The organism is Pseudoalteromonas sp. SK18 (assembly GCF_001974855.1).
Classification (GTDB): domain Bacteria; phylum Pseudomonadota; class Gammaproteobacteria; order Enterobacterales; family Alteromonadaceae; genus Pseudoalteromonas.
The window spans coordinates 1-11,951 of sequence record NZ_MTQB01000021.1 but is presented as its reverse complement, the minus strand read 5'-3'; the positions used below and the strand labels follow the sequence as shown (position 1 = coordinate 11,951).

The 11,951-nt window shown below is 39.3% G+C and carries 11 protein-coding genes; 6 read left to right on the top strand and 5 right to left on the bottom strand.

The genetic code is table 11. The annotated features are described in order from the left end of the window. The first annotated feature begins 134 nt into the window (after positions 1 to 134). The 3 genes from BW139_RS14195 (at position 135) to yddG (ending at position 3,642) form a co-directional block, all read left to right on the top strand. The gene (locus BW139_RS14195; protein WP_076920097.1) at positions 135 to 590 is read left to right on the top strand and encodes a phosphate-starvation-inducible PsiE family protein; all 456 of its coding nucleotides are present in this window, start codon (positions 135 to 137) and stop codon (positions 588 to 590) included. Positions 591 to 699: 109 nt separating this feature from the next. Beyond that, positions 700 to 2,547 (top strand): ABC transporter ATP-binding protein, encoded by a 1,848-nt coding sequence (locus BW139_RS14190; RefSeq protein ID WP_076920096.1) that lies wholly within the window; start codon positions 700 to 702, stop codon positions 2,545 to 2,547. A gap of 183 nt (positions 2,548 to 2,730) precedes the next feature. Further along, positions 2,731 to 3,642 (top strand): aromatic amino acid DMT transporter YddG, encoded by a 912-nt coding sequence (yddG, locus tag BW139_RS14185; protein WP_076920095.1) that lies wholly within the window; start codon positions 2,731 to 2,733, stop codon positions 3,640 to 3,642. 43 nt (positions 3,643 to 3,685) lie between these two features. Here the strand turns inward: yddG and BW139_RS14180 are convergent, their stop codons facing one another. Further along, on the bottom strand, positions 3,686 to 4,105 hold the full coding sequence (locus BW139_RS14180; RefSeq protein WP_076920094.1) for an MAPEG family protein: 420 nt from the start codon (positions 4,103 to 4,105) through the stop codon (positions 3,686 to 3,688). A gap of 266 nt (positions 4,106 to 4,371) precedes the next feature. Here BW139_RS14180 and BW139_RS14175 point away from each other — a divergent pair, with 266 nt between their 5' ends. Continuing rightward, positions 4,372 to 5,538: a DUF3103 family protein gene (locus tag BW139_RS14175; protein ID WP_076920093.1), complete on the top strand. Its 1,167-nt coding sequence runs from the start codon at positions 4,372 to 4,374 to the stop codon at positions 5,536 to 5,538. Between the two features lie 52 nt (positions 5,539 to 5,590). On the opposite strand, the gene BW139_RS14170 is transcribed toward BW139_RS14175, so the two are convergent. Then, positions 5,591 to 6,682 (bottom strand): endonuclease/exonuclease/phosphatase family protein, encoded by a 1,092-nt coding sequence (locus tag BW139_RS14170; protein ID WP_254844979.1) that lies wholly within the window; start codon positions 6,680 to 6,682, stop codon positions 5,591 to 5,593. 379 nt (positions 6,683 to 7,061) lie between these two features. Here BW139_RS14170 and BW139_RS14165 point away from each other — a divergent pair, with 379 nt between their 5' ends. Next, entirely contained in the window at positions 7,062 to 8,261 is a 1,200-nt protein-coding gene (locus tag BW139_RS14165) for an Nramp family divalent metal transporter (RefSeq protein WP_076920092.1), read from the top strand. Between the two features lie 77 nt (positions 8,262 to 8,338). Here the strand turns inward: BW139_RS14165 and BW139_RS14160 are convergent, their stop codons facing one another. Next, positions 8,339 to 8,800 carry a hypothetical protein gene (locus BW139_RS14160; protein ID WP_076920091.1) on the bottom strand — a complete coding sequence of 154 codons (462 nt, stop codon included), beginning with the start codon at positions 8,798 to 8,800 and terminating at the stop codon, positions 8,339 to 8,341. On the opposite strand from BW139_RS14160, the gene BW139_RS14155 reads away from it, so the two are divergent. After that, complete coding sequence (locus tag BW139_RS14155; protein ID WP_076920090.1) at positions 8,785 to 9,966, top strand: PQQ-dependent sugar dehydrogenase; 1,182 nt, start codon at positions 8,785 to 8,787, stop codon at positions 9,964 to 9,966. The two genes, BW139_RS14160 and BW139_RS14155, sit on opposite strands and share 16 nt — an antisense overlap. 4 nt (positions 9,967 to 9,970) lie before the next feature. Here BW139_RS14155 and BW139_RS14150 read toward each other — a convergent pair whose 3' ends face one another. Together BW139_RS14150 and BW139_RS14145 are read right to left on the bottom strand one after the other, a co-directional pair. Next, positions 9,971 to 10,867 carry an alpha/beta fold hydrolase gene (locus tag BW139_RS14150; protein ID WP_076920089.1) on the bottom strand — a complete coding sequence of 299 codons (897 nt, stop codon included), beginning with the start codon at positions 10,865 to 10,867 and terminating at the stop codon, positions 9,971 to 9,973. 255 nt (positions 10,868 to 11,122) lie between these two features. Further along, entirely contained in the window at positions 11,123 to 11,551 is a 429-nt protein-coding gene (locus BW139_RS14145) for an aspartyl protease family protein (RefSeq protein ID WP_076920088.1), read from the bottom strand. Positions 11,552 to 11,951: the final 400 nt, after the last annotated feature.

Here is an 11,951-nt window from a genome sequence, read left to right as displayed (position 1 = left end):
CTTGCTCAGTTTGTTCATTTTCATCAGAAAAATAATCACTTATGCTGTTTTGTACGTATATTAAAAAGATAATCACAATTAATCAGCTATCATTTTATATACCCTGTTTAAAAATAATAAGGTGCTGTAAAAATATGAAGAAACACGAAGAATTACCTGAGGATCATGTTGATCCGCTTATGCAACACTTACATCATGCGATTCGCTTTGCTATCAAAATATTAGCGGTACTCATGGTGCTTGTTATTTTTTGGAGTATTGCTGATGTTGTATATGTTTTATATATGCGATTGAGCTCTCCCCCTTACTTTTTATTAAACATTGAAGACATTCTGCAAACCTTTGGTGCTTTTATGGTTGTGCTTATTGCAGTAGAAATATTTACTAATATTCGTTTATATTTAGGTTCAAGTTCACTACCGGTTGAACTGGTAATTGCCACTGCACTAATGGCCGTTGCCCGTAAAATTATTGTTCTAGATTTAAAATTAGTAACCTCAGAACAAATTGTTGGCCTTGCATTGGTAACGATAGCCTTGGGTATATCTTACTGGCTGGTAAAAAATAAAACCGGTCATACAAAACTTTAAAGCGTTAATTCAACCTAAGATAACGGGTAAACACCTCATTCCCACTGCGTCTTTGTGCTTTACAATGGTATAGTGGGATACCTCTATAAATACTTAATAAGCTTCTAATATGTATCGACTATTTGAACGGATGACTAAACCATTTCCAGAGCATTCTCCGTCTCAACCTCCTAATACCTTATTTGCATTTTGCCGCCATTACACCAAAGGCATGGAACTGTCGTTGGTACTTATGTCGCTCAGTGCCGCATTATTAGCTATTTTAGAAGTGTCTTTATTTAGTTACATGGGACAACTGGTTGACTGGCTTGGCGAGTACACCCCTGAAGAACTTTTTTCGCAGCAACAATCCGAATTGATAAAAATGGGGTTAATGCTCTTGGTTGTGATGCCTGTGGTGGTATTTTTTAGGTCAGCCATTTTACATCAAGCTTTATTAGGCAACTATCCAATGTCGATACGTTGGCTAGCGCACCGTTATTTATTACGCCAAAGTGTTAGCTTTTATCAAAATGAATTTGCCGGACGAATAGCCACTAAAGTGTTACAAACCTCATTGGCTGTGCGTGAGTCAGTCACAAAGTTACTTGATGTATTAATGTACATTGCCGTTTATTTTGGCTCAATGGTGTTTTTAGTAGCCGCCTCAGATTGGCGCTTAATGCTGCCATTATTAGTGTGGTTAGCATTATATATTTGCGTGCAAATTTACTTTGTACCACGGTTAAAAAGCATTGCTAGCTCACAAGCTGACGCACGCTCAGAAATGACCGGCCGTATTGTTGACAGCTACACCAATATTTCAACCATTAAGCTATTTTCTTATACCCAACGCGAAGAGCAATACGCTAAACAAAGCATGGATGTATTTTTACAGCCTGTTTATAAACAAATGCGTTTAGTAACTAGCCTTAACGTGGTTATTCAAAGCTTGAACTATTTACTGGTATTTTCGGTGGCAGCGGTGTCTTTGTATTTATGGTCGTTAAGTGCCATTAGTGCGGGGGCTATTGCAGTCGCATTGAGTTTGTCGTTAAGGCTTAATGGTATGGCCCAGTGGATCATGTGGGAAATTAGCAGCTTATTTGAAAACATTGGAACTGTAGCCGATGGTATGCGCACCCTTTCGAACCCGATTGCGGTTGATGACAAGCCAAAAGCCGACAGCCTAAAAGTAACTCAAGGGGCTATCGACTTTAACAATGTACACTTTAATTATGGTAAAGCCGCCAATGAAAATAACCGAGGCCCAGTAATTAACGGTTTAAACTTAAATATTAAACCGGGCGAAAAAATTGGCTTGGTAGGTCGCTCTGGCGCAGGTAAATCGACATTGGTTAACTTATTGCTGCGCTTTTACGATACCGACAAGGGCAGTATTAGTATTGACGGCCAAAATATAACCGATGTAAGCCAAGAAAGCTTGCGCCGCTATATCGCTATGGTTACCCAAGACACATCCTTACTACACCGCTCAGTAAAAGATAACATTTTATACGGCAGGCCCGATGCCACAGAAGCGGAAATGCTCGATGCGACCAAACAAGCCAAAGCGCTCGATTTTATAACCGATTTAGAAGACAGCAAAGGCAATAAAGGCTTTGATGCACAAGTGGGCGAACGAGGGGTAACCCTCTCTGGCGGGCAGCGTCAGCGGATTGCTATTGCTCGGGTGTTACTTAAAAATGCGCCTATTCTTATACTTGATGAAGCCACCAGCGCTTTAGACTCAGAGGTAGAAGCAGCTATTCAAGCCAGCTTAGATGATTTAATGACAGGCAAAACGGTTATTGCTATTGCACACCGATTATCAACCATTGCGCAAATGGACAGACTCATCGTGCTTGATGAAGGCGGTGTTGTAGAGCAAGGCAGTCACGATGAGTTAATTGCCCAAGGCGGCATTTATGCTGCATTGTGGGCACATCAAACTGGCGGCTTTATTGGCGTTGAGTAATTAAACTACTTGAGGGCAGGCTATCATTATAGCCTGCTCTTGTTTACTAAAAGTTAACTTATTTATTGATTTTAAAGGCTATTTATAGCCATTTAGTCGAATTTTATAATCTACCTCTTGCCCCACTGTTTTTAAAATGTCACATTCGCGACTGACTTTTTATCATTCATCAAGCAATTCACCATGTCATTTTTAAGCAAACATAAATACACCCTTTATGGGGTGCTCGCTATTTTACTTTGGAGCAGTTTAACTGCCTTTATTCGTGATTTATCAGAATTATTTAGCCCTATTGGCGGTGCCGCTTTAATTTATAGCGTCAGTGCGATTTTTCTAATGTTAGTCATGGGTGTACCAAGGCTAAGTAATTACCCAAAACGCTATTTAGTCTTTGGTGGCAGCTTATTTGTTATTTACGAAATGTGTTTAGCTTTATCGCTTGGCTTTGCGAATAGTCGCCAACAAGCGTTAGAAATGGCAATTATTAACTACCTTTGGCCAGCGTTAACCATTTTATTATCGATTATTGTTAACCGCACTAAAGTAAGCGTATTAGTCTACCCAAGCATACTGATTGCGTTTTTAGGTGTTGCATGGTGTATTGCAGGCAACAGTGGTTTATCAATGGCTGTATTAACTGCTAATATTAGTGACAACCCATTGCCCTACTCTATGGCGTTTGCAGCAGCGTTTATTTGGGCTGTGTATTGCAGTGTAACGGTTAAACTTAGCGAGGGTAAAAATGCCATTAGTGTATTTTTTGCAGCCACGGCAATCGCTTTATGGATAAGTTACGGACTGAGTAATGAACCCAGCTTTGAGTTTAGCCTATATTCTAGCTTGACCTTAGTATTAGCAGGTATTGTTATTGGTGGAGGTTACGCATTGTGGAACCAAGCAATCATTGGCGGTAACCTAGTGTTGTTAGGCACCTTGTCTTACTTTATTCCTGTATTGTCTACGCTATTTGCCTCTATTTACTTATCAATATCGCTTACTAGCGCATTTTGGCAAGGCGTAGTATTAGTTACATTAGGCTCATTAATGTGTTTTATGGTGACTCGAAAAACAAAGCCAGCCCAAAAAAATAAGTAAGCGAAAAGCTAGGGACTGTCTGCTTTTCGCTTTAATCATTTAATTAACTGGCTAATCGCAGTCCTAACAGCACTAACATCACAATGTTTGCAATCACACCGATTAAAAAGAAGTAACTACGCGGGCTTGGGTTTTTCTCGGTGGCTATCGCGTAATAAAGTGCCATATGAATTAAACGTGCAATCACATATACCCAAATACATATTGCAAATACCGAGCTGTGGTAATTCATCACAAAAGCAAATAAAACCGTTCCTATAAACAGTGCACTGTTTTCTAAGGTGTTATGAAAAGTACGATGTGCCCTAAATATAAAGCTCCCATGAGATAGTTCTTTATCAATTTTCCCTGGCACGGCACCGGGTTGTTTAGCCTTACTAAACGTCGCCACGGCCCACTGCACTAAAACCATAATTAAATACAGATAAAATGCTACAAACGCAGAGTGTGCAATATCGGTCATTGTTTAATCCTTTGTGTTGTTATTGGAGTAATTATTACAGCAACTATTAAGCCAAATTTAACCAACTGATATATTTACAAATTATTTTATAAAAAATACATTTTTTGTAATAGATTCCCGCTTTATATAAAAATTACGATCTTTATGTAAGGTGTACTAAAACAAACCCACATTTAATACTAATTACGTATTTTATAAATTTAACTTGAGCATTTATTCTAATTATTGTTTTATAAGTGTTACTAAAAACGGAACGTGGAGTTTATATGAAAAATAAAATACCCAAATCTTTAGTCGCAGTGGCATTGTTGAACTTTATAGCAGTACCTGCTTTTTCAGCTCAAGATCATATTGAAAATGCAGAAAACGTGGTACAGCAAGCTCAATACAAAAACGTAACAACTATTAAGCGTAATTTCGCAAAGCAAGTAGCGATTAATTATCCAGTATTAAGTGCAGATATAAAACACTCACTAAATAAGTATAACTTGGCTTTAAATCTTGATCAGTTACCCGCGTTAGCTCTGCATACATCACATAATAATATAAGTCAGGCAAATAGCGCCTTACAACAACTTAAAGGCTTACCAAACAATACAGGAAGCTTGTTACAAGTACGTTTAGCTAGCAAAACCATGCTTACTGATTGGCAACAAGGAGAAAGCCCTTTATTCGCATTTACACCCGCTGGTGACGATAGCCAATGGAGTGAAATTGAAGCGTTTGATCAGTTTGGTGACATTCATTACTTGAGTGTTGACCAAATGCCAACCCAACCTGTTTTTATTGTCGAGCTAGATCAACAAAAAGTACAGGATGCGGGTATTGCAGTAATGAAAAGCATTTTATCTGCTAATAAGCTCAGCAAAAACATGGTTAGCCCACAAAATCAATTAAGTAATGAGCAGCCATTACAAACTAGCGTGCTGAAAAAAATACACTTAGAGGATGATAAAGAGCCTTGGATTTCAGGAAAAGCAGAGGTTTATGCCATTGTAACGGGGATCGATCCTAGCAGGGATGAACCAATATTAGATATTGTTGATTTACCTTATTTAGATCATGACCAAACCAATTACAGCCCAAATCAGGTTTTAATTCATTGGCAACGCTATCGTTGGCAGGCAGTTGATTTGCTTTTAATGGAGCAAGATGACAACACAAATTATAAAACCTTAGCAATGAAGTTATTAGAAATATCAGAGCAAGTAATGGCAAGCATCCCTGATTTACAAGCACAGGGCTATACTATTATTCCTAAACTCACTAATGAGTTACTTAAAGCAATGCCTGATGAATGGTTTACCAATAATGATGATTATGTCGATGTTTTTTACACGCTGTTCGAAAACAAAGAGTATCAAGGTTATAAAGGCGCAAGTAGTAATGCCACCATTACCTTATCACCTTTAGAAATTAACCCTCGTCAGTAAATAGCGACTCGCCACTGTTTGGCTTGGTAACTAAACAGTGGTGAGTTAAAAGTTATTCTCGTAATTTAAGCGTGATACATACAACGCCGTGATCGGTACTCAAATCGTCGCGCTCAAATTGTGGGTTAATTAAATGACGATCGTAAGTATGATAATCGCTTACTTCAAAAAAGCTGTCGTCATAGCCAGAATCAAACTCACAAGATAGCAAAATATAATCAAGTACTGAACTGCTTGCGCCAAAGTAATGTGTTGCTTTTCGTAGTGGTTTTAAACCTTGGCTATCTACATCGGTAACACCTTTTATTGGCTCATTAGCTACTTCATCAGGCTCGCAATCATCGTTTAACTTTGTAAATAACTGCCACGCATCGTTAAGACAATATTTTGCAAGGTAAGTTTTACTATCAAATGTGGGGGCAAAACGCAGTGTGTTGGTTAATAAATGGCTTAAAACGCCATCAGCTAGGTCGTTATTAAAATCTCCCATTAATACCATAGGCTGTTGCGTGGCTTCACGACGACTTATCATTTCAATCATCAGTAACGTTGCTTCACTACCGCGCTGAATAGTAGAGCCCCAACCACCCGCTACATTCGCTTTTAAAATTTCGATAATGTTTTTTTCAGCGGTTAGTTCTTTATTATTTTCATCAATCTCAATTAATGGCCGTTTAGATTTAAAATGTACCACATAACAATCGGTATTGCCGATATGCGGCAAACTTATAGTGGCTCTAAGTACTTTACGGCTAAAGGCAAAATCTTCAGTTAAACCTAGGGTATTAGCAAGCTCATGATCATGTTTCACGCTTGCTACTTCAACAATGGGGTATTTTGTGGCTATTGCTACAACGGGGCGTTTATAAATAAAATCATCTATTACCTGTGGCTCATCTACCACAGCAAAGTACGCATAACCTTGCTGCTTTAGTAACTCTTTAAGCGACTCAATGCTAAACACTTCCTGAAAACCGATTACATCAGGCTGATGCTCGGTTAAATAATCAATAATCCAGCGCTGTTTTTTAGCCCATTGCTCTGCGGTATATATTCGCTCAAACTCATAATAAGCATTAGGTGGCTCAAGATAATTAAACAGGTTAAATGTGGCTATTTTTAATGTTGAATTAGTTATTATCATCTCAGGGGATTGTTCTGAGTTATCAGTTAAAGGTGATGTATTACAGTCACTAATAATGGTCGCCTTTGAAAGTTTATATTGTGTGCTATTGTCAACATCATATAAGATTTTTGCTGAGTGCCAAAGCTTGATAACAACTAAAACCAATTAAATCGTTTAAAGTTTAAGCAAACGCAACCTATCCCCTTTAAATTTATATACAAGTTGGTATGCTACGCGACCTTTTTTAACATATGGTTATCAAAAAAGGCAAAGCCAAGGGGCGGCTAATGCTGCAAGGCACTTAGTATAAGTGGCAGCAATATTACAGGCATCACGTTAAACAAACGTTAGGTGTAACTTTAAATAGCAATATAAAAAGCACTATTAGGGTCAAACTATGCGATTAGGACCAGGACTACTCGTCACCGCTGCCTTCATTGGACCAGGGACTATTACCACCGCCAGCGTGGCGGGTGCAAACTTTGGTTTTGCACTCATATGGACATTACTATTTTCAGTAATTGCCACCATATTATTACAATCTATGGCGGCGCGCCTAGGCGTAGCCACCGGGCAAGACTTAGCACAAGCACTAAGAGCCCACATTGAAACTCCCCTATTTAAATCTCTCGCTATATTTTTAGTGATCAGCGCCATTGGTGTTGGCAGTGCCGCCTACGAGGCTGGTAATTTAAGCGGTGCCAGCATGGGATTAATTGAAATATTTCCTCAGGTAAATGCCCAACTTTGGACGCCACTCATTGCATTTTTAAGTGCGGTTTTACTTTACAGCGGTAAACACAAAGTTGTTGAAAATGCGCTTATTTTGCTAGTGATTTTAATGAGCCTAGTGTTTATCTCTACGCTTGTTATGGCAGCTCCCTCGCTTAGTGATGTGTTAGCAGGCTTTATTCCTAGCATGCCAGAGGGCTCAGTCACCACAGTATTAGCATTGGTAGGCACTACCATAGTGCCATACAACTTATTTTTACACTCAGGGGTACTGGCTGCTCGCCACGACAGCGAAAGTGACAAACAAAAAGTAATTAAAGAAACCAACATCGATACCGGTGTGTCTATCACCTTAGGTGGCGTGATCACGCTAGCTATTTTATCAACCGCGTCAGTGGCATTTTATGGCACAGATGCAGGGCAAATTAGCGCTGCTAATATGGCGGTGCAGCTTGAACCCTTACTAGGTGATGCCGCCCATTACTTTTTTGCTATTGGTTTATTTGCCGCAGGCTTAACCAGCGCAATCACGGCCCCCCTTGCCGGTGCCTACGCAGTGTGTGGCATGTTAGGTTGGTCAAATAAAATGGATAACACTCGCTTTAAAAGCGTTGCCATTGTTATTTTATTATTTGGTGCTGCCGTAGCATCTCTGGGTTTAGACCCTGTTGCCGTGATAATTTTTGCCCAAGCCGCTAACGGTTTACTGTTGCCAATTGTAACTGCCTACCTTGTTTGGCTAGTTAATCAAAGCTCTGTAATGGGTAAATACACTAACTCAGTGTTGGTAAATCTATTTACTTTACCGGTATTAGTGCTTATTTTTGGCTTAAGTGGTTATAAACTTTTTAGTTTGATTTTTTGATATCACTACGCAATTTATACATACAAAAGCCGCTGCATCATGTGCAGCGGCTTTTTTCATTGCAGACCAATACTCACTTAAAAACCGTGATGCTCTGCCTTGTACTTATTTGCCTTAATGAGTTTTGCAAATACATAACCCCCTACTGCACCAGCAAGTAATTGCGCATAAAAACCCCAGCCTCTTGCGCCTGCAATAATAGTAATATTCATAATTGACTCAATAGCAATTAACGCCGTTGCAAACGCTACCACACCCGCAATTACAAATAATTGTACCCCCTGATTTTTAAGCTTTTTCGCAATAAACCAAGTCACTAAAAATGCAATACTCAATGCAATGGCTATAATAGCGCCGTAAGTGGGTAGTAATCCGAGCCAATCTTCAAAGGTTAAATTAACACGATCATTAAAGCCCACCACTACACCTACATTAACTAATTGATTGACAACGTATTGGCTATGAAACAAGCTAGCAAGAGTGAATGTAAGTAACCAAGAAACTAAAAATGACGGGAGTGTACGTGTTAAAAACTGCATGGTTATCTCAACTTAAAATGAAACTTTTTCCTTACACTAGCAAAGGCTTGCAGGGTAAACAATCTCTACGTTGTATTACGCTACTCTCGCTTTTAACGTTTTCTTGTAACGTCAGTGCCGAATTACCAACACAGCAATATACTGCTAGTACCTTAGCAACAGATCTCAATTCACCATGGAGCATGGTTAAGCTCCCAAACAATACCTGGTTAATCACCGAACGTGATGGCCATGTTGTTATCATTAAAAACAATCAACAAAGCCGAGTTAAAATAAACTTCGAGGGCTTATACGTTGCAGGGCAAGGCGGTTTACTCGATATAGTACTTTCGCCAAATTACAGTGAATCAAAAGAAATAATATTCACTTATGCCCAAGGTGAGCTTGATGCAAACAGACTCGTTATTGCCAAAGCTAAGTTTGATGGCGAGCAGTTTTCAGTACCAAAAGTTATTTATAAAGTTGCCACCGATAAGGGCACACCGCAGCATTACTCTGGCCGCGCGCTTGTACTGCCCGATAATAGCTTATTATTTTCAAGTGGTGATGGCTTTGACTACCGCGAGCAAGCACAAGTTATAGCCAGCCAATTAGGTAAAGTGCTACGAATTAATTTAAATGGCACTATTCCAACCGATAACCCGTTTATTAAACATGAAAACTCTAACGCGCATGCCATTTATTCACTCGGGCACCGTAACTTGCAAGGCTTGGTTTATGATTACGATACCAAGCAAATCATTAGCCACGAACACGGCCCCGCAGGCGGCGACGAGCTCAACTATTTAACAGCTGGCACCAATTACGGCTGGCCGGTAATCACTAACGGCGACGATTATTCACAAGCACGTATTTCCCCCTTTAGAGACTACCCCGGAATGGCTAAACCAACCGTAGATTGGACGCCTTCAATTGCGCCATCAGGCATGGCATATTATGGTTCTATGCATACAGCCTTCCCTTCACTGCAACGTCACGTGCTTATTACTACATTAGTCGATAAAAAGCTCTACAGTGTTAATTTAGCAGATGGTGAATACACCCAGTCGCATATTTTCCCAGAGGCTACAGGTAGGCTCAGAGATGTGTTTGTTACTGCTGAAGGTAATGTAGCGATATTAACCGATGGCAAAGAGGCAAAGCTGATGCTGGTAACGCCAAATTAGTCTTTTATTTTAACTTATGAAAATCAAAAAATGACTGAGTTATTTGAATTGGTTGTTCTAATTGCGGGTAATGGCCTACCCCTTCTAGTTCAATAATATCTGGATTAATGATTAATTCGCGATAACGTTTAACCATATGACGACCCGAAACGGGGTCGTCCATACCGCAAATTAACCGCATGGGTACATCTGCTTGTTGTAAAGCGCCCACCCAACGAGCGCGATGTAATTTACGCTCTGTGATGTAATAAATCAGTTTTGCCATAACTGGCTTGCCCTGTTTATATGCAATTAACTGCCACAACTCCTTGAGCTCTTTCTCAGCAAGGGGTGTAGCGCATATATTATCAAAATTACGCTTAAAGCTTTTATAGTTTGCAAGTCGCGACACTAAAGCACCTATAGGGCTAAGTAACAACTTTTGCAATAATACCGGTTTATGTGTTTCTGGAAATAACCCGCCGTTAAGAAAGCAAACGCTTTGTATTTTTATGGCATATGGCTCATTTAAGTTGCTTCTAGCAAGTAGCTCCTGCGCTACCGTATCACCGTAATCGTGGCTTAAAATATGCATTGCTTTTACATTGAACAGCTTTAAAAAATGAGTCAGTAAATCCGCTTGCATACTAATGGTGTAGGTAACATTTTGCGGTTTATCACTAAAACCAAAACCCAGCATATCCAGAGTAAATACCTTAAAGTGTTGAGTGAGCGCAGCCCATTGATTATGCCAATCCCAACTTGCGGTTGGGTAACCATGGATCAGTAATAAACACGGTGCGCCCTCTTCCCCTTGCACATGATATGCAATGTCATGACCTTGAAATTCAAACGTCGATTGGCTCTTGTGCCATGAAGCTAATGAGTCAGTGATTATTGTAGTGTTGCTAATGACATTCATGACAATTTAGCCGCTTTTATAGGGTGATAAACACATAAACTAAGTTACTACCTTAATTAACTTATCAACTTGTGTCACCTAAATTAGAACTCTGTTGGGTGGCGCCTTTGGCTTAACCAACCTACCATTAGACGTAGGTCGGATAAGTGGCGAAGCCACGCCATCTAACAAAAAAATGATGAATTTACTTGGGACAACCCGACTTATCACGCTGTGCTTAATATGCAAAATAGCGGCTTAAATAAGTCGCTTTAATTACTCACAACCTGCTAGCGGCTCTCTAATTGTCAGTTTATCAGTACCAAAATCTAACAAAGCTTGGTATTTTCTAAAAAATGGAGAGCCTAATAACCCATGTATTATATTGTCACCACCAGCTACCTGAACATGGTCTAGGTTTAGTGAAACAAACTCTGTACTTTCATACAAATGCCCTGCTAATTCAAATTTTAAAACGTCTATTAAGCCCATTTCGTGGTCGGCTGTACCTAAACCTGCGGCATTTTCTTCACTTAGTTTCTCTTGTATTCCAAGCTTTTCAATACATGCCCTATCTAAAACAGATGCACCCGCCGCTGTATCTAAAATTAAATTTACTTTATGTCCGTTTATTTTAGCTTGTATTATTTGATGACCTGTTTCTGTTACATCAAATTTCAAACTTGTGGTTTTGACTAATTCCATGAATGTTCCTTATTCTATATTTAGGTTGATTAATAGACACTATATTACAAACACTTATGAAAACAATCCACCTTATAAATAAGTAAACAAGTGGCGTTTCACTAACGCCTATATCGTAATTAAATATGCTGAAAATAACTCCCCCCAAACGCACAAAACTTATGTTGGCAAAGCAAAATTAATTCACAAAGAGGATAACAGGCGCTGCGCTTTTAGAGGGAAATAGCGGCTTGAATTAAGCCACTTTGAGGAATTTAAGTTCTGATGTCTGAAGTCAAGATTTGATAATCATATAGAAAGCTCCTCGAGTTTTTCGATACAGTTGTGTTGACCAAAACATAAACTGTATCTCGAGGAGCTTAGTATGAAACTATATGGTGGAATTGACTTGCATTCAAAT